Consider the following 20532-nt stretch of genomic DNA (forward strand, 5'->3'; position numbering starts at 1 on the left):
CACTACCTCTTGTACCCATCGACACCGAGCGAAAAATCCCGATAGTTCGGATGATCACCACCACCCAAGCTATCGTTGAACGTTTGTATTTCGACGGAATACCGCTTCATGCCATTCCGGTTGCCATCGACGAAGAAGATATTCATGGGCTGCCGGGTCTCATACGTCGTGCCCTCCCAGTAAAAGGTCTCGCTCCAGATCACGTGGCCATCGCGGTAGACGGTGAATTTTGCCCTTCCCCGAGAGTCCGACTGGGAGTTCCAGGGCGGTCGCTGTATGCAGGAAAAATTCACGATCACGCGCCCACCCTGGGGGTCGATGGACCCCGCGATGACTTCCTTGCCGCCCCATAGCCCCGACACCCACGCGGACGAGCGGGACGCGACTCCCACCGTGACGGCCTCGCCGGCGATCTTGAGTGTCGTGATCGCGGCATCACGGATCAGCACATCACGCATCACGACCCGGCCATCGGCGACAACAAAGGCCGTCACCAGCTCACCGTTGACCGGGTTCTGGATCGCGAACTGATCGGCGATACCCACGATCTCGGCGAGCTCGCCATCAACCTGGATGCCCAGCATGCCCTTGCGGCCATTGACGTTGACCGTCGTCACCGCTTGGGCCACCGCGCCGGTCTGCGGGTCATAGACGGCGCCGATCTGCTGATCGACGCTGGCGAACTGGTCGTCGACCTCGACCTCATACTCGTCGAGTCGCTGTGAGAGTCCACTGGTGTCATTGCTGAGCGCCGTCAGTTCCTGGCTGACTGAGCTTTTGTTGTCCTCATAGTCGGTCTCGAGGGCGGCATGGTCCTGGGCCAGGGCCTGGCTCTCATTGCTGAGGGCGGTCAGCTGCTGATCGACACTCGTCTTGTTGTCCTGATAGTGGGTCTCGAGCGCCGAGTGGTCCTGGGCCAGCGCCTGGGTGTCGTCCGCGAGCGCCGCCAGGTCCTGACTCACCGCGCTCTTGTTAGCCTCGTAGTCGACCTCCAGCACCGACAGGTCCTGAGCCAGCGCCTGGGTATCGGTCACCAGCGAGGTCAACCGCAGATCGACCTGAGAGCGGTTGCCCTCGAAGTCGGCCCGCAGCGTCTCGACCCGCAGCGAGATCGCCTGCTCTTCATCGACACGCACGATGCGCTCGACGTCCTGTACCGCCGAGCCGCCGGCGGCCTGGGCACTCAGCGCCAGATCGGCGATCGTCTGCACGACCTCGTTGAGCGCCAGGGTCTGCTGGTTGTCCTCGATCGATGCAGTGTTCTTGCCGATGTCGCTCTCGGCGGTGTTCAGGCGCCCGGCGATGGCCTGGGTGTCATCGCTGAGCACCGTGAGCTCCTGACCGACAGCCGCCTTGTTGTCCTCGTAATCCGCCTCCAGCGCGGTCAGGCTCTGCCCCAGCGACTCGGTATCGTTCGACAGCGAGGTCAGTCGGTCGTCGACGCTGGCCTTGTTGTCCTGATAGTCGGTCTCTAAGGCCGTGTGATCCTGCGCCAGGGCCTGGGTGTCGTCCGCGAGCGCGGCCAGGTCCTGACTCACCGCGCTCTTGTTGCTCTGGTAATCGGCTTCCAGGTCGGTGACGTCCTGCCCCAGTGCCTGTGTCTCGTTGGAGAGCGCTGTCAGTTGCTGACTGACGTTGGTTTTGTTGTCCTCATAGTCAGTCTGTAGGGCCGTGTGGTCCTGGGCCAGGGCCTGCGTCTCGTCGGACAACGCCGTCAGCTGCTGATCGACGGCCGTCTTGTTGTCCTGATAATCGGTCTCGAGCACCGAGTGGTCCTGGGCCAGCGCCTGGGTATCGTCCGCGAGTGCGGCCAGGTCCTGGCTCACCGCACTCTTGTTGGCCTCGTAGTCGACCTCCAGCACCGACAGGTCCTCGGCCAATGCCTGGGTATCGGTCACCAGCGAGGTCAGCCGCACATCGACCTGAGAGCGGTTGCCCTCGAAGTCGGCCCGCAGCATCTCGACCCGCAACGAGATCGCCTGCTCTTCGTCGACACGCACGATGCGCTCGACGTCCTGCACCGCCGAGCCGCCGGCGGCCTGGGCACTCAGCGCCAGATCGGCGATCGTCTGTACGACCTCGTTGAGCGCCAGGGTCTGCTGGTTGTCCTCGATCGAGGCAGTGTGTTCACCGATAGTGCTCTCGGCAGTGTTCAGGCGCCCGGCGATGGCCTGGGTGTCATCGCTGAGCACCGTGAGCTCCTGACCGACGGCCGCCTTGTTGTCCTCGTAATCCGCCTCCAGCGCGGTCAGGTCACGCCCCAGGCTCTGGGTCTCATCGGTGAGCGATTGCAGGTCACGGCTGACCTGAGCGCGATTGTCCTCGAATGCCGTCTTGAGGTTCTGGTGATTCAGCGCATTCGCCTTGTCGCCGTCCACACGCGCCGCCTGTTCCTGTTCGAGCAGCGCCGTGATTTCCTGGATCTCGGCATTGGCCCGCCGGACGTTGACGGCATCGATCATCACGCCGCCACCACCGCCGGCGGTGTCCCCCCAGATGCCGATATAATCGGTCGTGCTGTTCGATCCCTCGGGGACCGTGTAGCGAAACTCATAGGTGTCCCAGGTCGGCCCCGGCGAGAAGCGTTGCCAGCCGCTGTTGCCGACGCTGGCCGTGGAGTACGCCACAGCGAACTCAGCCGACGCATTGCTATCGGGCTGCCGCGCGGCAATCGAGACGATGACCTCGTAGCCCTCGAAGGCGTCCGTGGCGCCGGAGGGAATGGCCGCGTAGGTACCGCCGGTGGTATTACCTGACCCCGGATCACCCGCCGTCGACGTGATCAACGCAGACTGCACGCCGGCGAAAGGATCGCTGGTATCGGCCGTGAGCGTGTCATCGTCGCCAACGGTCCACTGATCGAAATCGGCCCCCGGCTCGAACCCGCTGCTGAACTGAGGCAAGGCATCGATCGTCGCCGACAGCTCGCCGATGCGTGAAGACAGGGCAGCCACCTTGTCGGCATAGGTGGTGTCGATGGTGGTCAGCTGGGCGCGGTTCTCGTCGATCCGGCTCTCCTGGGCCCGGACCATCTGGGTGAGCGCCGCCTTGTCGCTGATCTGGACACGTTGCGTGACGTCGATGAGGGCCGCATTGCCGGCGGTGCGGGCATGCAGGGCCGCATACTGCAGCGCCGTCAGATCGTTCATCTGCTGGGTGACGCGCTCCAGCTCGGCCATCGTGACGCCGTTCTGCTCGAGGCCATCCACGTCCTGGCGCAGCTGGTCGATGGTCAGTTGCGCGGCATCGACGGTGCTCTGCACATCACTGATCACCAGCCCATTGGCGGCCGCGTTGTCGATCGCCTGTTGGGCGTCATCGACCGCCTGCTGCGCTTGCTGCTGCACGGTGTCGATGCGACCGCCGTTGGCGACGGCGTCATCGATGGCCTGCTGGGCATCGGAGAGGGCCTGTTGCGCCTGCTGCTGGACATCGTCGATGCGGCCGCCGTTGGCGATGGCGTCATCGATCGCCTTCTGGGTGTCCGAAAGCGCCTGTTGGGCTTGCTGTTGGACGGTGTCGATGAGCCCGCCGTTGGCCGCCGCGTCATCCAGGGCCTGCTGGGCATCGTTCAGGGCCTGTTGGGCCTGCTGCTGCACATCGTCGACACGGTCGTCGAGAACGCTGTCGGCACTCTGGAACTGATCGACCAGGCCGCCGGGGCGATTCAGGCGATCATTGATCTCGGCCCATTCCTGATCGAAGTCGGCGGTGGTGGTGGCCGTCACGGCATACCAGCCACTCACCCCGTAGGCGTTCACGGTACGGACCCAGTAGTAGTACGTCCGCTCCCACTGCCGCCCGGTATGCACCAGGCTTGCCCCGGTGGTGAGGTACTGGGCATTGGCCTCGATCTGGCCGGTGGACAGGCTACTCGGCGAATACCAGAACTCGAACTGCACCGGGGTGCCATTCCAGTCGAGGACCGGGATCAGGCGCACACTCTCGTTGGCCACCTCGACGATCACGTCCTGGGGCATGGGCGGCGCGGTGATCGCAAAGAACACGGTGGCCGGCTCGGACAGCCCGATATGGCCACGGGCGCGAACCTCGGCGCTGTACTGCCCGGACCGCAGGCCGCCGATGGTGGTGGTCGTCACCCCGGCCGGCACCTGGATCGACTGGACGGCGTTGTCACCTTGCTTGATGACCACGGTGTAGCTGATCGCGCTCGGTACCGGGTTCCAGCTCAGGCGCCCCTGCACCACCTCGCCGACGGTCTCCAGGGTATAGGTCACGCCGCTCGGCGCCGGCATGCCACCAGTGGGCAGCGAGATGAAGCCCAGCGGGTCCCACGGCACGCCGACAGCGTCGTCGTAGATCTCCGGCGCCTCAGCCGCCAGCGACACCTTGCAGCCCTCGTCGCCGTGGAAGTCCCAGTCGGTGACGCGGAACTCGCCGTCGATGTTGAGTGACGGGAGGTTGACGCGCACCACGCGCCCAGGACGACAGGCATAGCCGGCCAGGTTGAGCGTCATCTCGAGGGCACCACCGGCACGCCGGCGTCGCAGCTCGATGTTGGCCAGGCGCTGGGCCTGATACGGCGAGTTGACGTAGGGCAGGTCGTGGGTGGCCTCGATCGGGCCACCGTCATCGATCACCCACTGGTCGACGATCACTGCCGGGTAGTCGGTCTCGGTCCAGCGCTGGTCGGGGTCGACGAACTTGCCGCGCATGGTGTTGACCGCATCCGCGCGGGACACCTCGGCCTGGCCGGTCACCGAGCCGATCACCATGTCCTCGGTGATCGTGAACTCGTAGGGGCCGTAGTAGGCGCCGACGATCAGCCCGAACTTGCCGCCGATGCGCAGCAGCTTGCCGGCGCAAGCGGCCTCCATGTCGGCCAGCACGCGGTCCTTGCGCTCGTCGGCCTTGAAACCGCCACCGATGGTGTAGCGCGGCTCGGTACCACCGTCCGGAGTAGTGATGGTCTCGTCGCAGAGGTTCGCCGCCGAGATGAACGACTCCCAGAGGATCTCGTCATCGGGCACCCCCAGGCGCTCGCGCACGTACCAGAGAATCACCAGGGCGGCGTTCTCGCTCCACCCGCTCTGCTCGGTGCGCGGATCGTAGATGTCCCGCCGACCCTTCATCACGAACAACGGATTGGGGATGCCGGTGGACCAGTACTCCGGATCGTAGCGCAGGGACATGCGCACCCAGCTCAGCCCCTCGCCGACCTGGGCCTCCCGCCAGTCGGGCGAATGCTCGAGCAGGTACGGATCGGCCGAGGAGGCGTCGGTGATCAGCGCATACTCGACGCGGTCGCCGGCGTCGGCCACCGGCTCCTGGTTGAGGTAGACATCCTCGAGGCTGTCGATCGGCCCTTCGCTGAGCGTGAACACCAGGTGCAGCCACTCGTCCTCGTCCTGCTCGCCGGGTTGTTCCTGGGCCCAGGACAGCAGCCCACCCACGGCCGAGCGCCCGAACTGGTAATGCGCCGGTTCCTTGCCGGAGCGGATCACCTGCTTGAGCTCGGTCTGCGTACTCGCGCCCTGGTTCATCTTGGGCGTGAGCGCACCACTCATGCCCAGCAGCGCGCCCCCGACGGCAAAGCCCGCCGCCGGCGTGAACATAATCCCAACCGCCACACCGACGACAACGGCCGCGACAGCCTTGACGGCCTTACTCATGCTCGACTCTCCATGCCAGGTAGGGCTCGGCGCGGGACGGGGCCGCGCCATCGTCGGTCATGCACCAGATACCGCCCGCCCAGACGACGCCGATGCAGCGCCCCAGGGGCGCATCGAACAGCACGACGTCACCGCGCTGCGCCAGGCGCACGGGAATGCGTTCAAAGCAGGCATCCCAGGCCGCCTCGAGCGAGCCGTGGGTATTGGCCAGCACGCGCTTGGCACCGCGCTCGGTGGTGTAGCGGCCTCGGTACCGCTCGGCGGGATCGACGCCACACACGGCCACGCAGCAGTCCGCCGCGAGCAGGCAGCAGTCGAGTTCGCCCCACGAAAAAGCCGCCTCGCGGGCGGCTTGTAGGGTCTTCTGCAGGCGGTGGGGCCAGTCGGGGTATCGGTTCATCGTCATGACGGATAGCTGAAGGAAGGTGCGTCTTTCTTGTTGCCCCAGTAGATCGGCCAGTCGGCGAGCTGGGCGACGGCGTAGAAGAAGCGGTCGCCGGGGTGGCGGCTGCGATGGTTCTCGTCGCTCCAGCGCTCCGTACCCTCGCGCTGCCAGTCCACCATGCGGTCGGTCACGGTGACCTGGATCGCGTTCTGTTCGTCGTGGCCGCCGTAGCTCAACTTGGCGGCATCCATCTTGCCGCTGAACAGGATGTCGGCGGCATAGCTGCCATCCTCGTCGATGGCCACCAGCATCACGCGAGCGGCACGCCCTCGGCAGCGTTCCTGCAGGGTATCGGCCACCAGCTGATCATCCAGGCCATTGAGTGTCAGCGTCACCGACGCCGGCGAGCCACTGTCGAGGCGTTCCTTGGCGTTCGAGATCTTGCCGAACTGGCCGACGCCGAAATAGGTATAGCCATCGATCACCATCTCGCCGGTACCGGAATGCGCCCGCACCATGCCGCTGGCAAAGTCGAGCTCAATGGCATAGGCCAGGCGAACGGTGGGCCGCGCGAGCAGGTCGACGACCGCGTCGGAAAACGGATGGATCTGCATCAGAACGCCTCCCGGGCTTCGATCGAACCGCCGGCGACCAACGGCTTGACGGTACGCTCCTCGTCGTCGCTGGTCAGCCGCATCACGGCGTAGGGATTGAGGTACTCGATGACGTCACCGTCGGAGGGTCCACGGCGCAACCAGGGCGAGACACGAATCGTCGCCCGGCCCTCGCCGTTGCTGTACACGTCGTGCAGCACCTCGAGCAGCTGGTCGTTGACCGTGATGTAATCGCCGCGCGTCAGCACCTGCTGGCTGATGTTCCAGCCGCGCGTGCGCAGAGAGCCGCTGGCCAGGCCACTGCCATCCACGCGGGCGGCACCCGCCTCGACGGCGCGCGCCCGGCGCCAGGGGTAGAGGTAGAACGTGCCGGCCATGCCCTGTAGCTCGCCGAGGAAGGTGCTGAAGATTCGCTCTTCATCCTCGTACATCGCGCGGAACGACAGCGTGCACTTCCAGTAGGCGCCAGGGTGCGTCACCACCTGCTGGCTCTGCGTGAACGGCGAGGTGAACGCACGGCTGTTGAACACCCGGCCCCAGGTCATCTCCTTGGGCTTGAGTCCTGCTGGCCACTCGATTGGCATCATGCCCCCAGTGCACGCCGAATGGCGCCGTTAGTTGCCACGTCTTCAAACACCTTGCGATATCCCTCTTCCGCGCCACGCCGTGCCGCTTGTTCCATTGCTACCGGGTCGCTGGACTGCCGGGCGTCAACGTAGATGGGCGGCAGCTCCCCCTCACCCGGCAACGCCCCCTGGCCTGCGTTGCGTTGTCCTTCAGCAATGGAGGCAATAGCCCGGTCCACCTTGTCGGACCGATCGGCCTGCTCCGCCGTCAGCACGCGCTCGCCCTTGTCGAGCAGCCAGGTGCCCTCTTGAGGCACGCGGTCGATACCGTCGTGGGCCATGCCGGCTAGGCTGATGCCTTCGACCATAGCACTCAGCGCGCCCGTTTCCGCCGTGGCGATCGCTACCGCAGGCAAGTTCGCAGGGAACGGCGCGCTGGCCCAGGCCTTACCTATGGCATCGGCGCTCGAAAGCAAGACACTGGCAACGCTGAACGCTTTCTGGGTGGCGAACAGCGCTCGATAGGCACCAGACTGCTCACCGACAAACATCTCGGTTAGTTCGGAGAGATCACCGAAGACACTTTCTGCCGCCGCCAGCTGGGCATACTGACGAGCCGACTCAATCCGGGCCAGCTCGTCCTCATGCGCTTGCTTGAGTGCCCGCTCCTGCGCGTTCCAGGTCTCTTCAAGTTCGGCACGTTCCTCTCGGTACGTGGCCAGCTGCTCAAGCTGGGTGTCATACCATTCCTGCAGACGCTCTTCAGCTTCCTCGATCTTGTCCAGCTCACTCGACGGCCCACCGATCGTTGCATCAAGCCCCTCGAATTCCGGTGCGTCGCTGAACCCTTCGTCGATAATGCGCGGCAGCAGCTTTTGCCGTTCTTCTGGCGACACCTCGGCCTGCTCGAGCAGGTCGAGTCGGCGTTGCAACTGATCGTTGAGCTGTTCCTCCGGGGTGCGCAGCGACTCGACCATCTGGCGATAATCGTCGAGAGCCTGCTGCTGGTCCTCGTAGCTGGAAATCGCCTCCTGTGCTGCCCGCGCCTGGGCCAGCTGTGCATCCGTAGCTCCATCGGCGGCGAGCTTGTAGAGCTGCTGCTCTTCCTCGGTCATCCCCAGGGTGGCGGCCTGCAGCTTCAGAGCGTCGATCTGCCGCTGGATGGCATCGGTTTCATCTGACGTAGTGGAACCTCCACCACCGCCACCCGGATCGACATTGTCATCATCAGAGTCGCCACTTCCCAACTGCTCACGGCGTCGGCGATTCTTCTCGATCGCCGCTTCGATCTCGCGTTCGCGTTGTTTAAGGGCGCCAAGGAGAGCTCTTTGATCCTCAGCAGCCCCCTCTGCGCTGGCGGCAACACCCAGGTGGCTGTCTGAATAGAAACTCTGCCGAGCTTCGAGATCATCCAGTTGGGCCGCTGCTCTTTCGGCTTCGAGCCCTATGCTCTGCAACTCAAGCGTCAGAGCCTCATAGTCACTATCGAGGGCTGCCTTGTTGGTGTCCTCAATGGAACCTGACAGCCGATCCATGGCCTCATCAGCAGCCCGCGCCACCGGGTCCGTCAGACCCAATTCCTCGCGATAGGCATAGATCGCACCAACTGCCGCACCAGACACTGTAATCAGGGCTACCAACGCATTGGCGTTGACAGCGGCATTGAAGGCCCACTGAGCAATCGTGGCCGCAGCAACCGCCGACCGATAAGCGGCGTATGCTGAAGCAGCCCCGGTGGCCACACTGGCGGCGGTCGACAGGATCTCGACCTGGGTGCTGTAGTCGCCCTCTCGAAACGCTGTAGCCAGGTCGATGGCCTCGTCTGCCACCGCCGATAAGCCAGGGGCCAGCTCTGCCACTGCGACCTGGGTAGCGCCAGACATGATGCCCATGACGCGATCCAGGTCGTGCCCCATATCATCCAGGGTCTCGATCTGTGCGTCGGACAGCACGATACCCAGAGTGTCGGCCTCATCGGCGAGGTTTCGGAACTCCTTGCCCCCATCGCGCAACAAGGGGATCAGCGCCGACGTTTCATCGGCGACAGACTCCAGATAGAAGGTCATCTCAGATTGACTGAGGTTGGCCTTCTCGAGGCTGTCATAGTAGAGCTGGAGCGCTTCCGGGCCGGAAAGGTTACGGAACTGCTCGGCAGTGACACCTACCTGCGGCGCAATCTTCTCGAAGAAGTCCTTCATCTCACCGCCGCCGGTGTTGAGGAAATCGCCGACGCGGTCGTTCACATCCTTATAGATGTCCGCCAACTTGTCCTGCTGTACACCGACACTCTCGGAGGCATAGCCCAGGGCCTGCATCTCCTTGGCAGTCGTATTGGCAATCTGGGCCTGGCGCTGCGTTTCGCGCGCAGACTGAGCTGCATGATGGCTATATGCCAACACTCCGGCTCCAGCGGCGGCCGCAGCCGTGGCAACCGTTGCAACTCCCCTCGCGGCATCACGGCCATCACGCTCAATCTGGCGCATACGGCGCTGACTGGTCCGGGCAGCTTGCTCCAACGGCTTTTCAAATCCACTGATCCTGGCAACCAGGTCGAGTGTCAGCTGACCAAGAGAGCGTGTGGCCATCGTTTCTCCAGGCGATAAAAAGCCCCGCACAATGGCGGGGCTAGTTGGGAAAGGTTCGTTCTACCTAGATGCGAGACATCGATCTATTCGGTCGGCTATCGACTCCAGGGTTGAGTAGGCAGCAACAGGATCTGAAGAGCTCCAAGCTCCAACCTTCTTGAATCCCATCAGGCTCGTCGCGCCTGCATCTTCCAACGCCTGCTCGAGTTTATCGAAGTGATAGGTCGTCGAATTGGCTGACACCTTCACCCCCAGGCTATACCGCAGGTATTTCTCCAGGGTCATCCCAATAGAACTAGGCGCGTACTTCTCAACCCCTTGAGCAACCGCCTCGAGCCCATCTTCTGTCACGTATTTCAGAACTTCGCCGCCAGCCACATCAGAGGTCTCTGTATCCGAATAAGCGATCCCAGTGAAGGGGCTCACATAGGTTGATGACCGCCCCTTCAAGGTGACTGATGGGTTGCTGACGTTCTTAACCAGGCAAAGAGGAAGATCGTCCTTCTCCAGCTGGTAGCCTGGCTTGTTTATCTCCACCGTTTCGATATAAGCGATGCCTGAGCTGTCGCTTGATAGCTCGACTCCAGGTTTATTCAGCAGTGACTCATCCACCGAGTTCGTTGCACACCCGGCGAGAAGAGTGGTGCCAATGGCAGCAATCAAAGCTCGCATGAGACCCCCTCATCCATAGGTAAGGTGACTCTAGCACATGCCATTATCTTGATGACCAGATCACTGCCACGCCTCCATAGCCTGCTCGAGCGTCAGCTCGGGTTCGTCCTCATGAAGCATGAAGTCGTGGATGCTGAGTGGCTCGGCACCCTTCTTGCGGTGTGCGTTGGCGTAGAGCGTTGAGAGCTGCGCGATGCTGCGCTCGATGCGCATCCCCCAATGCAACGACCCGCGACGCCGGCGGAACGCGACCCAGCGGCAGAACTCGTCATAGCTCAGGCGCTGCTGTGCCTCGGCGATCGTGCGACCGCCGATGCCGCACATCACGAGCTCGTGCCAGACTTCTTCCTCCCCTGTGATCTCCGCCGGGTCGTGGATTTTCCCAGGCCGGACACCTCTCCGATCACGTTGAGCAGGGCCATGGTCAGGTTGCTGTTGAGCGGCCCGCGATCCGGGTCGGCATCACCGGTGATGTCGCCCACGGTGAACACCGGGGTACCATCGGCGTGGCAGATGCAGGCGGCGATACGCCCAGCCAGGCCATCGGCATCCCCTTTCATCGCGGCAATGTCGGTGCGCGCCGAGTGGTAGGAGAGCTTGCGCACATGGACCGTGGCCTTCAGCTTCTGGCCATCTTGCTTCCAGGTGACTTCTTTCTCGACGGGGGCGCCGGTGAACGCCCCCATCTCCTGCAGGCTTTCAAGCGTCAAATTCATGGTGCTCACGTTGTGGCTCCTTTCTTGATCCATTTGCCCGCGCCAGAGCGCTGCAGGCTGATCTGTGTGTTGACCAGCGCCTCGCTCTGGAAATCGAACGGGAAGTCCGCCACATAGGCACTGTAGGTGTACCAGGTGCGGGTGTTCGGGAAATTGAAACCGTTCCCTTCGGTATTCACCTCGGGCGCATCCGTGCCATCGGCCCAGCCCACCGCGATCACGATCTCCGGCCCGCTCAACAGCTCATGCAGGCGAATATGGCTCGGCTCGGCCGGGTCGGCCTTGATCGTCAGGCTGGCCTGGCCGGGGTCCTGAAGGCCTCGCTTGTATTGCTTGGCCTTCGTTTCATCCAGATCGGTGTCGTCGATCTGCCCGGCCGGGTTGCCGCCAGGGTTGTGGGCCGTCGCGCCCTTGACCCGAACGACGGCAGGGCCACCCGATGCCGTCAGGTCCAGGAAGTAAATGTTCGTGCCCTGTGTAAGTACTGACATGCTTCTCTCCTATCCCCCTCGGGGCGGTGGGTTATCGGTGAACTATCCAGTCCACGTCGAAACTGATATGCCGATTCCCCGTATCGGGGTCGGTGTCCAGGGCACCCCATCGAACGATGTAGGCATGCCTCTCGATGACGTCGCGCAACGCCTCAGTCACGTCGCCAGCTGCACTGACAGAGCTGGCATAGACGTCCACCTGCAGCGTGTAGCTGTCGGCATCCGGCCGATCCGCCAGGTAGTTCTCGGGGGCGCCGCCGGGGATGATCTGCCACACGGCGTAGGGCAGCGCCACGCCCTGGGGCGCATCACCCGCCGGATAGAGGCGAGATCCCAGCAGTTCGCTGACCGCGCTGTCTGCTGTGCAGAGTGCGTAAATCGGGGGGAACATGGGGCTGGGGCCTCACTTCAACAGGCGGTCGAGCTTCTTGTTGTACTCGCGCACGAATTCCTCGGTGGCCGCCGAGATGCTCTCGGCCAGCGCGGGGCGCATGAACGGTTGGGCTCGGGTCCGCTCGGTACCGAACTCGACATGACGCCAGTGGCGAGTGTCGCCACCCGGCAGGCCGGCATAGCGCTCGCTCTTGGCGCTACCGCCGGCGCCGCCCATCACGCCGACCTTGAACTTGAGCTCGCCGGTCCGCCGGAAGTGCTTGCCATCCCAACGGACCACGATGTTCTCGTTGATCTCGGCCGCTGAGGTTGGGTCATCGATCCGTTGGGCCCTGGCCTTGGCTTCGTCCCGCACCTTGTTCGCGGCCTTGCGCAGTGCGAAGCGCCCGCCCTTGCGCTTGGGTTCCTGGGCGATGTTGTCGAGGCGGTCGCCCAGCTCCTTGAGGCCATGGACCTCGAACGTGATCGCGTCAGCCATCGGACTTTCTCACGACCTCGACATGGCCTCGCAGGCGCCGCGTAATAACCCGCTTGCCTCGCTTGTGGATCTTCAGAGGCTTGGGGTAGTAGTCGACAATGCCGCGCTTGGTGTCGGCATAGAACGCGCCATCCACCTTTCGGCCATCGACGAAGACATCGCGCGCACCACCACCATCATGTGGCGTATGGATGTGATCAGGCCCCAGCTTGGTCATGCTGAACTTATCCATCCTTCACCCCCTCGCTGACCGGCAGCGTCAAGTAGTGGCGCCGGCTGCGTGGGTCCGGCAGCACGCCGTGGATGTCATAGACCGTGTCGCCATGCACCGCCCGCATGGTGTCGTCGATCGCTGGGTGATAGCGGATGCCGATCCGCGCCGTCACCTCGACCTGGCCGGCCTTGGCAGCGATGAACTCGCGGGCGCTGAGCGCTTCGATCGATGCCCACAGCGTGACCACCGGCTCCCAGCCCGGCTTCGGTTCGCCGGTGACAGGGTCCTGGGTGTTCGCAGGCCGCTCGAAGCGCACCCGATGTCGCAGCTTTCCCGCCTGCATATCATCTCTCCACCGGCGTCCCGTCGAGATACCGCTCGGGCTCCTCGTCGCCGCCGACCTCATCGGCCATTTGCTCGGCCAGCAGATCGATCATGGCGCGGTTGCTTTCGGCCAGATCGCGCATGGCAGCGGCCGACTCGCGCTGGGCGGCAGCTGATTCCTTCAGCGCTTCGATCAGTCGGGAGTCGTTACCGACCTGGGAATCACTCATATTGCGGGTACCCGATAGCATTCGAGCAGGTTATCGACGTAGCCGAGGCTGCTGACGATCGTGCCCGTCACCTCAGCCTCGCGATGCTCGTACATGGTGGCCACGGCAACGAACATCCAGCGCCGGATAGATTCCGGGACATCGTCCGCCGCGTCACCGTAACCGGCGGTATAGGTGACGGTGACAGGACCGCCTTGGTAGTTGATCAACCTCACCTCGGGGAACTCCCCCACCTCGGCCTTCCAGGCCTCTGGCGCCAATTCGCCGGCGGCATCCTCAACGCTCACGACCTCAATCGCCGGCCAGCGGCGTAGCTCGATCACACCGTCACGCGGCAAGCCACGCTGCTCCCAGGTCTGTGTGATGAGCGCTCGGCCTAGACGTTGTTCGGCAACATCCCGCGCGGTGGCGATCAGCGAGGCGACGAAATCATCCTCGTGATCGTGATCAATCCGCGCCTGCGTCTTGGCCTCTGCCAGGGTGATCGGCTCTTCCGTTGGCTCGACGATTCGGCGGCTACGCACTGTCGTCATGGCTGCTTCAACCTTTGGCCTTGCGACGCGCCTGGGCAGCGCGAATGGCCCCATGATCACCGTCAGCAGCCCCTCGCTTGATGAGCTGCTGAGCCCGATCATAGGTCAGCTTGGGGGTATCACCGGGCTTGTAGTCGTTCTGCCCCACACGTTCGTCGCGCAGGATCAGCACCGTCTGGTGACTGGGCAGCTTTTGCTCCGGTGTCTTGGCATCCTCGGTGGGCTGCTGAGTCGTCTTGGTACCGGCCATGGGGATTCTCCATGATGGTTAATGCATGGCCGGGCCGACAGCGCCGGCCCGGATGGTTGCCGAACGGGATCAGCTGTCCGCGTTCTGGAAGTGCTTCACGGCACCGCCCACATCCATCAGACGACCACCGGAGCGCATGAAGGCGAGGAAACCAACTTGCCCCTTCTCGGTGTACTTGGAGTCGGTCATGCGGAAGAACTGAACCTGCATGACATCGCGGATGATGTACTTGGCGAAGTCGCCGAAGAGGATCGGCTTGTTGCCGGCACCGAGCTGAGCCATGTGCTGGTTGATGGTATAACGATACCCGTTGAGCGTATCGGGCTCGCTCACCGCCACCCCCGGCACCCACAGCGGGCGACCGTCGCCGTCCTTGAGCTTCTTCAGCTCACGCAGGGTCATGTCGTGGAACATGTACCCCACGTTGCCACTGCGCCGATAGGCGGGATCGACACTGTGCTCCAGGTCCACCAGGTCATCGTAGGTGGCACTGTCGACCCGCCCGGTCGGGGCGATCTTGCCGGATGCAGAGCTGGTGACGATACCGTGAGGCTGGCCGGTACCCGAGCCGGTGGTGAACATCCGGTTGGTGATCCGGCCCAGACGTTCCTGCAGCAACTCGCGCACATAAGCCTCGAGATCGATCTCGCTGTCCTGCAGCAGCTCGAAGGGCAGCGCGATGGACTTGGACGAGAACTTGTAGGTGCCGTGCGGCAGGGTTCCGAAACTGGTCTCACCGGTCGTGACCTGGGCGTTCTCGCCGACGATCTCGCCTTCTTCGCTGGTCGCATCGGTGGTCGGCCAGTTGATCGCCACACCACTCGCGGTCTGGATGACCCGAGAAGCCTCGCGCATGCCGCCGAATTCCTTCAGCGCCTTGAGCAGTTCGCCGCTGAACTGGTCCGGCGCCAGGTAACCGCCCTCGCTGCCAGTGCCGGTGCTCATGGCGTTTTCCAGCATCTTCTGGCGCATGGCCTGGACGTGTTCGCGCTGCTCAGCGTTGAGACCCTCGACCCCGCCCTGCATCCAGGCACGGAAGATCTCGCTCTCCTTTTGCTTGAGCGCGGTTGCTTCATCGGTGGAAATCCCGTCGCGCCCAGCGCGGTCTTCAACGCGGTGCTTTTCCTCGGCTTCACGATCGAGCAGCTTCTGCTGGCGATCGATCTGGGCGTCGAGGTTGTCGATCTCGCCGATCAGGTTGTTGTACTGCGTGTCCTGCTCTTCGCCCCACTTGTCGCCGGGGTGTTGGTCGAGCAGCTCGCGGGCGCTCTTGGCGGCCTTGGTGCGCTGCTCCCGCAGGTCTTGAATGCTCTGAGGCATGATGCTGTCTCCTTCAGTGACAAAAAGGCCGCCTCGAGGGCGGCCTGGAAGTTGGCAAGCGGGAGCCCGCTATTGCCTTTCGATCAGCGCGAGCCGTCGTTCGGCTTGCGCTCGGTCGTAAAGCTGTTCCGGGGACGGGCCTTCAGTGAGGGCCCTTGGGGTGTTGTGGTAGGCACCCAGGTTCCAGCGGGCAGCGTTGCTTTGCTTCCGCTGGGTCTCGAGGATGCTGGTGATGAAGCCATGCTCTTTCGCCTCTTCTGCAGTGAACCAGGTTTCGGCCTCCATCCAGGCGACGAGCTGGTCGCGCTCGGCACCGGTGCGCTTGGCATAGGCCTCGAGGATGGAGTCATCCACCTTGGTCAGCAGGTCGACCTGCTGCTGGTGGTCACGCTTGTTTCCCATGGTCAGCGTCCACGCCTCGTGGATCATGAAGAAGCCGCCATCGGTCATCTCGACCTCGTCGGTCACCATGGGCAGGAAGGTCGCGGCGCTGGCCGCTAGGCCCTCGATGTGCGAGACCGTTTTGACCTTGAGTTGCGACAACGCGGTGGCCATCGCGCGGGCCTCGAAGACATCGCCACCCGGGGAATTGATATAGAGGTGAATCTCGTCGATCTCCCCCTCCATCGCCCGAACCTCCCGGTTGAAGGCTTCGGCGCTGATACCAAACCAGTCACCGATGGCGTCGTAGAGATAGACCTCGCCTCGCCGGTCGTTGGTTTCAGCACGGAAATCCTTGGGCCGCGCCTGGTTATCCAGGAACAGTTGCAGCAGCTTAGGCATCGGCATTGGACGTCACCTCGGGGGAATACAGTTGATCGCCACCTTTGACCGGCGGCAGGTTCTCCTTGGCCCGGACCTCGTTGGGCGTCATGTATCCGGGCGCCTGAGTGCCGCCGAGCGCGGACTTGTAATACTCGGCGCGCGTCTTGGCGTCGCCTCGCAGCAGGGCGTTGACGTTGAACTCGGCGAACAACTGGCGATTGCGCAACAGCTTGCGGTTGATCTCCTGGGCACAGCGCGTCAGGTGCGGCTGCAAGGTGTAGATGATGAAGCCGAGCCCCATCTGCTCGAGGCCACTCCCCCAGCTGGTGGACTTCTCGTTGGCATTGATCATCCAGCCCGGGAGGCCGAAGGCACGGGCGATGTCAGTCACCTGGAACTGCCGGGCCTCCATCAGCTGAGCATCTTCGGCATTCATGGTGATCTGATGCACCTTGGCCCCACCCACCAACATGCCCGGCAGGTGGGCGTTGGCGGCTCCGCTGTGCCGCTTGAGCCAGCTGTTGCGAATGCGATCGAGCTGCTCCTGGGTCGGCGTGCCATCCATAGTGATGACATGATCCGGCCGGGCCCCATTGCTGAAGAAACGGGCGCTGTATTCCTCGGCAGCCATCGCCAGGCCGATGCCTTGTTTGGCGGCCTGCCCAATCACCGAGGGACTGCTCACGCCATCGAAACCGACATTGGGGAGATGCAGCACGTCGTCCTGATCGAGGCCGACATAGCCCTCTTCATCGAGGTAGGCGTAGTAGCGTAGCCGGCCGTCGACCTTCTCGATGATGGTCTTCTGGCGCGGCAAGGGCTCCAGCGCCGTGACCTGGCCGGCCCGGTTGCGGCGAATACGCGCCAGGCCATCGCCTCGCAGCATCATCGACGCCAGCAGGTACTCCCACAGTGCCGCCGCCGTAAACATCGAAGAGGCTTCCTGATTCAGCACCCACCACAGCCGGTGATCGACACGCTCACGCCCCGTCTCGGTACGACGGTAGATGTGCACCGGCATGGTGGCCACGGCCCCGCAGAGCATCCGCACACAGGCATAGACGGCGGTGACACGCATCGCTGTCTCGGCGGTCACGGGCGGGCCGGCGTAGCTCGGGGCCGTCTGAAACAGCTCCATCATGCCATCGACGTCACCGCTGCTGACGGTCTCGTTGCTGATGCTGGGGTCCGGGGTCACCGTCGGCTCTTCACGGGTCTCGGCCCCGGACCCGGCACCCAGGCCCGTCAGGCGATTGAGTAGATTGCGCATGGCGCTCCCGTCACAGCTCGATGAAATCAGGTTCTGGTTCCGGCTCGGCCAGTTCGCCCAACGTCAGGGAAGTGGCCATCACCGCCGCGACGACACCGTCGACGCGACCGGTACTCTTGCGCTTGTCGATCTTGCGGTTACCCGCCGGGTCCTCGGCATACACCGCGTTGGCCGCACACCAGGTCAGCACCGGGTGGCCCTGGTGGCGCAGTTCGGCATTGACCAGCCGGCGCTCGAACTCGTCGACGGCCGGCGACATGTCCTTGAAGCCCTGGCCCACCGGGGTCAGAGGCGGCAGGCTCACGCCCTCGTCCTCGATGAGCGCCTGCAGATCCTCGATCCGCCAGCGATCGAACCCAATGCCGAGTAGGTCATAGCGCTCGGTGATGTCGACTAGCCGATGCAGGACGTGGCGCTTGTTGATCGCTCGCCCGGGCGACGTGTCGAGGTGGCCATCCTTCTGCCACACCAGGTACGGAACGCGGTCGGTCTCGGCCTTTCTGGCCAGCCCTTCCTCGGGCAGCCAGAACCAGGGCACCATCCGCCAGACCGGGTCATCCTCAACGGGCTCGAACATCAGCACGAGCGATGTCAGGTCCTGGGTGCTGGAGAGGTCGAGCCCTGCCACGCAACGGCGGCCGAGCAGCCGATCCATGTCGAATCCATCGTCCTGCGTGGCCAGCCAGGCATCGCGACTGATGGCCGGGTTGTCGGCCTGCACCCACTGGCAGAAATTGAGTCGCCGCACAGTGGCCTCCTTCGAGGGCATGCCACGCGCCTGGGTCACCTGCTCACGCAAGTACTTCAGCCCCGGGATGCCGTAGGCCAGCGAGGGATTGGCCTTGTACCAGCATTCCTCGTCATCGAACGGATCGTCGGTCTCGTCCAGGCCACAGACAAAGCCGAAGAAGGAATCGTCCTCGAGCACGCCAGAGGCGACCTTGTCGGCATAGTCGTGGTAGTCCCAGCAGACCGTCAGGCGATCGGTACCGGAATTGGTGATCATGAAGATCAGTGCTTGTTCGCGGCTCTTGGTGCCAGCACGCATCATCTCCACGACCATCGCGGTCTTGTGCTCGTGGATCTCATCGAGCAGCGCAATGTGGGGCCGAGGGCCGGACTGACCATCATCCGCCGAGACGGTGCGGAAGAAGCTCGCCGTCTTGTGAAACGCGAGGTTGTATTCCTTCCCGGGGGCGCCACTCTTGGCGATGTTGTGGGCCAGCAACGGCGACTGATCGACCATGGCCACCGCGTCGCGGAACAGGATCTGCGCCTGGTCCTTCTTCGTCGCCGCAGCGTAGACCTCAGCTCGCCGCTCGCCATCGGCAACCAGCCCGTAGAGCCCGACACCGCCAGCGAGCGGCGACTTGCCGGAGCCCTTGGCCGTCTCGATATACGCCACGCGGAAACGGCGGAATCCATCCTCCCCTTTCCAGCCAAACAGGCTGCCGATGATGAAGGCCTGCCAGGGCAGCACCTCGAAGGGCAACCCTTCGTACTGGCCGCCATTGAGGCGAAGCACTTCCTCGAAAAAGCCGATCGCATGATCGGCAGCCTCGATGTCCCAGTAGAGCCCGCGAGTGGGGCCGTCCTCCAAATCACGCAGGTGACGTGCGCACGCATTACGAACCTGGGGCCCAGCGATCAGCTCGCGATCGACAACCGCTCTCGCGTAGGCCGTGACGCGGTCACAGTCCGTACTTTCGGGCGGTCTCCGCTTGCTCATTGGGGAACAGCTCTCCTTGTTGCACCGTACCGGCGCCCAGGCTGGACCGGGCCGACGGGTTCAGACCGAACGAGCCACCGGCCTTCCTCATGCGCTCCTCGGCGCGGTTCGCGATCTGCATCCAGACCGACATCTGCTTGTAGCCGCTGGGCGTCATCTCAACGAACCCCGCGTCTTCCATTTCGGCGATCTTCTCTCGGGCTCGCTTCCAGTCCGACCAGGCCTGGCAGTAGACCGCCAGCTCGCCTCGGTCCAGCTTGCTGATCAGCCCCAGGGTCTGCAGATCCTTCGTGATCCGCTTCCACTCTGCCTTGGCATCCTTGTGCAGGAATGCCGGGCACGGCGGAATCTCAGCCGGCAGCTGCTGCTGGCCCGAGCCTTCCAGTTCATGAGCCGACTTCTTGCTCGGGTTGCCGCGAATCATATGGACGTTCGCCGGCAGCGGCTTACGCCCGGAGTTCCGATTGCCTGCCATGGCGAACCTCCTTCAACTGGTGGGGACCGGTACCCATCTCAGGGATACCCCCCTCCCATTTTTCCCGCTTAAAAAAAGAGAGTGGGCCGGGCGGTCTCGGCGGCGCCCGGCTGCGAACTTTTGGATGCCCCCTCCCTCACCGCCAGTGGTGGCCGGGGTCGAGGGGGACGCCGGACGAATCGCAGCCCGGGAGCGAGCCGCCAGCCTCGAGCCGCGCCTTGTCGATGTCATGGCATGGCTTGCACAGTGACTGCCAGTTGTCCCGATCCCAGAACAGCGCCATGTCTCCACGATGGGGAACGATATGGTCGACGACCGTAGCCGGCGTCACCTGATCGCGTCGCTGGCACATCGCGCACAGCGGATGCTTGCGCAACCAGCCATCCCGCGCCTGGCGCCACTTGTGGCCATAACCACGGCTCGCGGCGCTGCCACGTCGTTCAGTGACGCTCATCATTCCACCCCGACGTCGTTGCTCAGTATCTCCACCACGGCAGCGCGATCTGCATTGGCGCGGCGGCGGAGCGACTCATAGTCAGCGAGCAGCTGCAGCAGATCCCGGTTGTGCGTCATCTCCGCTCGACTCGGGGCCGGCAGTGGTTCCACCAGGTGTGGCGGCACCTCCGGCGCCACTATCACCGGAACCTTCACCGTCTTCGGCTGGGAGCCGGCGCAGCCACTCACGAGCAGCAGAAGGCACGAACTGATCAGCCCAATCAGCAGTCTCGGCATCGGTACGCTCCAGGTCTCGGGCTGCCTGCCGCATGAGGTCGACGAGCTCTCCCTCGCGCTGCAGCCGTTCATCGCGATCTCGCAGGGCAGCTCTCTCATACACATTTCCTTGCCCACCAGACGCTAAGCCATCTCCTATGCCGTCTTCTGCTTGTCA

General features: G+C 63.7%; 23 protein-coding genes. All 23 read right to left on the reverse strand.

Translation table 11 applies throughout. From position 1 onward, the window contains the following. Positions 1 to 2: 2 nt before the first annotated feature. The 23 genes from HSDC_RS13595 to HSDC_RS13705 all read right to left on the reverse strand — a co-directional run bounded on the left by HSDC_RS13595 (position 3) and on the right by HSDC_RS13705 (position 20375). Positions 3 to 5633: a phage tail tip protein J-related protein gene (locus HSDC_RS13595; protein WP_064700473.1), complete on the reverse strand. Its 5631-nt coding sequence runs from the start codon at positions 5631 to 5633 to the stop codon at positions 3 to 5. Further along, positions 5626 to 6039 carry a DUF6950 family protein gene (locus tag HSDC_RS13600; RefSeq protein WP_211612796.1) on the reverse strand — a complete coding sequence of 138 codons (414 nt, stop codon included), beginning with the start codon at positions 6037 to 6039 and terminating at the stop codon, positions 5626 to 5628. The genes HSDC_RS13595 and HSDC_RS13600 overlap by 8 nt, the downstream gene beginning before the upstream one ends. After that, positions 6036 to 6632, reverse strand: coding sequence for a hypothetical protein (locus HSDC_RS13605; protein ID WP_064700475.1), 597 nt, complete (start codon positions 6630 to 6632; stop codon positions 6036 to 6038). Before HSDC_RS13605 ends, HSDC_RS13600 begins: the two co-directional genes overlap by 4 nt. Continuing rightward, positions 6632 to 7219 (reverse strand): hypothetical protein, encoded by a 588-nt coding sequence (locus tag HSDC_RS13610; RefSeq protein ID WP_137055317.1) that lies wholly within the window; start codon positions 7217 to 7219, stop codon positions 6632 to 6634. The genes HSDC_RS13605 and HSDC_RS13610 overlap by 1 nt, the downstream gene beginning before the upstream one ends. Further along, positions 7216 to 9783 (reverse strand): coiled-coil domain-containing protein, encoded by a 2568-nt coding sequence (locus tag HSDC_RS13615; RefSeq protein WP_064700477.1) that lies wholly within the window; start codon positions 9781 to 9783, stop codon positions 7216 to 7218. Before HSDC_RS13615 ends, HSDC_RS13610 begins: the two co-directional genes overlap by 4 nt. Before the next feature lie 60 nt (positions 9784 to 9843). Next, positions 9844 to 10455, reverse strand: coding sequence for a hypothetical protein (locus tag HSDC_RS13620; protein WP_064700478.1), 612 nt, complete (start codon positions 10453 to 10455; stop codon positions 9844 to 9846). A 60-nt stretch (positions 10456 to 10515) separates the two neighbouring features. Beyond that, positions 10516 to 10779, reverse strand: a complete 264-nt coding sequence (locus HSDC_RS13625) for a phage tail assembly protein T (RefSeq protein WP_064700479.1) — start codon at positions 10777 to 10779, stop codon at positions 10516 to 10518. Beyond that, complete coding sequence (locus HSDC_RS13630) at positions 10779 to 11171, reverse strand: phage tail assembly chaperone family protein, TAC (protein ID WP_064700516.1); 393 nt, start codon at positions 11169 to 11171, stop codon at positions 10779 to 10781. Before HSDC_RS13630 ends, HSDC_RS13625 begins: the two co-directional genes overlap by 1 nt. 5 nt (positions 11172 to 11176) lie before the next feature. Continuing rightward, positions 11177 to 11662 carry a phage tail tube protein gene (locus HSDC_RS13635; RefSeq protein WP_064700480.1) on the reverse strand — a complete coding sequence of 162 codons (486 nt, stop codon included), beginning with the start codon at positions 11660 to 11662 and terminating at the stop codon, positions 11177 to 11179. 31 nt (positions 11663 to 11693) lie between these two features. Continuing rightward, positions 11694 to 12053: a DUF3168 domain-containing protein gene (locus HSDC_RS13640; RefSeq protein ID WP_064700481.1), complete on the reverse strand. Its 360-nt coding sequence runs from the start codon at positions 12051 to 12053 to the stop codon at positions 11694 to 11696. 12 nt (positions 12054 to 12065) lie between these two features. Further along, a complete protein-coding gene (locus tag HSDC_RS13645) occupies positions 12066 to 12533 on the reverse strand; it encodes an HK97-gp10 family putative phage morphogenesis protein (protein WP_064700482.1) in 468 nt (155 codons plus the stop codon). After that, complete coding sequence (locus tag HSDC_RS13650; protein WP_082920047.1) at positions 12526 to 12765, reverse strand: hypothetical protein; 240 nt, start codon at positions 12763 to 12765, stop codon at positions 12526 to 12528. The genes HSDC_RS13645 and HSDC_RS13650 overlap by 8 nt, the downstream gene beginning before the upstream one ends. Further along, positions 12758 to 13090, reverse strand: a complete 333-nt coding sequence (locus tag HSDC_RS13655; RefSeq protein ID WP_064700483.1) for a phage head closure protein — start codon at positions 13088 to 13090, stop codon at positions 12758 to 12760. Before HSDC_RS13655 ends, HSDC_RS13650 begins: the two co-directional genes overlap by 8 nt. A gap of 1 nt (position 13091) precedes the next feature. Then, positions 13092 to 13301, reverse strand: coding sequence for a hypothetical protein (locus HSDC_RS13660; protein WP_064700484.1), 210 nt, complete (start codon positions 13299 to 13301; stop codon positions 13092 to 13094). Further along, positions 13298 to 13834: a head-tail connector protein gene (locus tag HSDC_RS13665; RefSeq protein WP_064700485.1), complete on the reverse strand. Its 537-nt coding sequence runs from the start codon at positions 13832 to 13834 to the stop codon at positions 13298 to 13300. The genes HSDC_RS13660 and HSDC_RS13665 overlap by 4 nt, the downstream gene beginning before the upstream one ends. Positions 13835 to 13841: 7 nt before the next feature. Next, positions 13842 to 14084 (reverse strand): hypothetical protein, encoded by a 243-nt coding sequence (locus HSDC_RS16760; RefSeq protein WP_064700486.1) that lies wholly within the window; start codon positions 14082 to 14084, stop codon positions 13842 to 13844. A 69-nt stretch (positions 14085 to 14153) separates the two neighbouring features. Further along, complete coding sequence (locus HSDC_RS13675) at positions 14154 to 15404, reverse strand: phage major capsid protein (protein ID WP_064700487.1); 1251 nt, start codon at positions 15402 to 15404, stop codon at positions 14154 to 14156. A gap of 69 nt (positions 15405 to 15473) precedes the next feature. Further along, on the reverse strand, positions 15474 to 16193 hold the full coding sequence (locus tag HSDC_RS13680; RefSeq protein ID WP_064700488.1) for a head maturation protease, ClpP-related: 720 nt from the start codon (positions 16191 to 16193) through the stop codon (positions 15474 to 15476). Next, positions 16180 to 17439: a phage portal protein gene (locus HSDC_RS13685; protein WP_064700489.1), complete on the reverse strand. Its 1260-nt coding sequence runs from the start codon at positions 17437 to 17439 to the stop codon at positions 16180 to 16182. The genes HSDC_RS13680 and HSDC_RS13685 overlap by 14 nt, the downstream gene beginning before the upstream one ends. 10 nt (positions 17440 to 17449) lie before the next feature. Beyond that, positions 17450 to 19168 (reverse strand): terminase large subunit, encoded by a 1719-nt coding sequence (locus tag HSDC_RS13690; RefSeq protein ID WP_082920049.1) that lies wholly within the window; start codon positions 19166 to 19168, stop codon positions 17450 to 17452. After that, positions 19131 to 19643, reverse strand: coding sequence for a phage terminase small subunit P27 family (locus tag HSDC_RS13695; RefSeq protein ID WP_064700490.1), 513 nt, complete (start codon positions 19641 to 19643; stop codon positions 19131 to 19133). The genes HSDC_RS13690 and HSDC_RS13695 overlap by 38 nt, the downstream gene beginning before the upstream one ends. Before the next feature lie 136 nt (positions 19644 to 19779). Then, on the reverse strand, positions 19780 to 20100 hold the full coding sequence (locus tag HSDC_RS13700; protein ID WP_064700491.1) for an HNH endonuclease: 321 nt from the start codon (positions 20098 to 20100) through the stop codon (positions 19780 to 19782). After that, positions 20097 to 20375, reverse strand: coding sequence for an Rz1-like lysis system protein LysC (locus tag HSDC_RS13705; protein WP_064700492.1), 279 nt, complete (start codon positions 20373 to 20375; stop codon positions 20097 to 20099). Before HSDC_RS13705 ends, HSDC_RS13700 begins: the two co-directional genes overlap by 4 nt. Between the last annotated feature and the right edge of the window lie 157 nt (positions 20376 to 20532).

Origin of the sequence: Halomonas caseinilytica (assembly GCF_001662285.1) — a bacterium.
Taxonomy (GTDB): Bacteria; Pseudomonadota; Gammaproteobacteria; order Pseudomonadales; family Halomonadaceae; genus Halomonas; species Halomonas caseinilytica.

Coding starts and splice junctions, on each gene's coding strand:
- HSDC_RS13595 (WP_064700473.1), bottom strand. CDS start 5,633: ATGAGTAAGGCCGTCAAGGCTGTCGCGGCCGTTGTCGTCGGTGTGGCG.
- HSDC_RS13600 (WP_211612796.1), bottom strand. CDS start 6,039: ATGACGATGAACCGATACCCCGACTGGCCCCACCGCCTGCAGAAGACC.
- HSDC_RS13605 (WP_064700475.1), bottom strand. CDS start 6,632: ATGCAGATCCATCCGTTTTCCGACGCGGTCGTCGACCTGCTCGCGCGG.
- HSDC_RS13610 (WP_137055317.1), bottom strand. CDS start 7,219: ATGATGCCAATCGAGTGGCCAGCAGGACTCAAGCCCAAGGAGATGACC.
- HSDC_RS13615 (WP_064700477.1), bottom strand. CDS start 9,783: ATGGCCACACGCTCTCTTGGTCAGCTGACACTCGACCTGGTTGCCAGG.
- HSDC_RS13620 (WP_064700478.1), bottom strand. CDS start 10,455: ATGCGAGCTTTGATTGCTGCCATTGGCACCACTCTTCTCGCCGGGTGT.
- HSDC_RS13625 (WP_064700479.1), bottom strand. CDS start 10,779: ATGTGCGGCATCGGCGGTCGCACGATCGCCGAGGCACAGCAGCGCCTG.
- HSDC_RS13630 (WP_064700516.1), bottom strand. CDS start 11,171: ATGAATTTGACGCTTGAAAGCCTGCAGGAGATGGGGGCGTTCACCGGC.
- HSDC_RS13635 (WP_064700480.1), bottom strand. CDS start 11,662: ATGTCAGTACTTACACAGGGCACGAACATTTACTTCCTGGACCTGACG.
- HSDC_RS13640 (WP_064700481.1), bottom strand. CDS start 12,053: ATGTTCCCCCCGATTTACGCACTCTGCACAGCAGACAGCGCGGTCAGC.
- HSDC_RS13645 (WP_064700482.1), bottom strand. CDS start 12,533: ATGGCTGACGCGATCACGTTCGAGGTCCATGGCCTCAAGGAGCTGGGC.
- HSDC_RS13650 (WP_082920047.1), bottom strand. CDS start 12,765: ATGGATAAGTTCAGCATGACCAAGCTGGGGCCTGATCACATCCATACG.
- HSDC_RS13655 (WP_064700483.1), bottom strand. CDS start 13,090: ATGCAGGCGGGAAAGCTGCGACATCGGGTGCGCTTCGAGCGGCCTGCG.
- HSDC_RS13660 (WP_064700484.1), bottom strand. CDS start 13,301: ATGAGTGATTCCCAGGTCGGTAACGACTCCCGACTGATCGAAGCGCTG.
- HSDC_RS13665 (WP_064700485.1), bottom strand. CDS start 13,834: ATGACGACAGTGCGTAGCCGCCGAATCGTCGAGCCAACGGAAGAGCCG.
- HSDC_RS16760 (WP_064700486.1), bottom strand. CDS start 14,084: ATGGCCGGTACCAAGACGACTCAGCAGCCCACCGAGGATGCCAAGACA.
- HSDC_RS13675 (WP_064700487.1), bottom strand. CDS start 15,404: ATGCCTCAGAGCATTCAAGACCTGCGGGAGCAGCGCACCAAGGCCGCC.
- HSDC_RS13680 (WP_064700488.1), bottom strand. CDS start 16,193: ATGCCGATGCCTAAGCTGCTGCAACTGTTCCTGGATAACCAGGCGCGG.
- HSDC_RS13685 (WP_064700489.1), bottom strand. CDS start 17,439: ATGCGCAATCTACTCAATCGCCTGACGGGCCTGGGTGCCGGGTCCGGG.
- HSDC_RS13690 (WP_082920049.1), bottom strand. CDS start 19,168: ATGAGCAAGCGGAGACCGCCCGAAAGTACGGACTGTGACCGCGTCACG.
- HSDC_RS13695 (WP_064700490.1), bottom strand. CDS start 19,643: ATGGCAGGCAATCGGAACTCCGGGCGTAAGCCGCTGCCGGCGAACGTC.
- HSDC_RS13700 (WP_064700491.1), bottom strand. CDS start 20,100: ATGATGAGCGTCACTGAACGACGTGGCAGCGCCGCGAGCCGTGGTTAT.
- HSDC_RS13705 (WP_064700492.1), bottom strand. CDS start 20,375: ATGCCGAGACTGCTGATTGGGCTGATCAGTTCGTGCCTTCTGCTGCTC.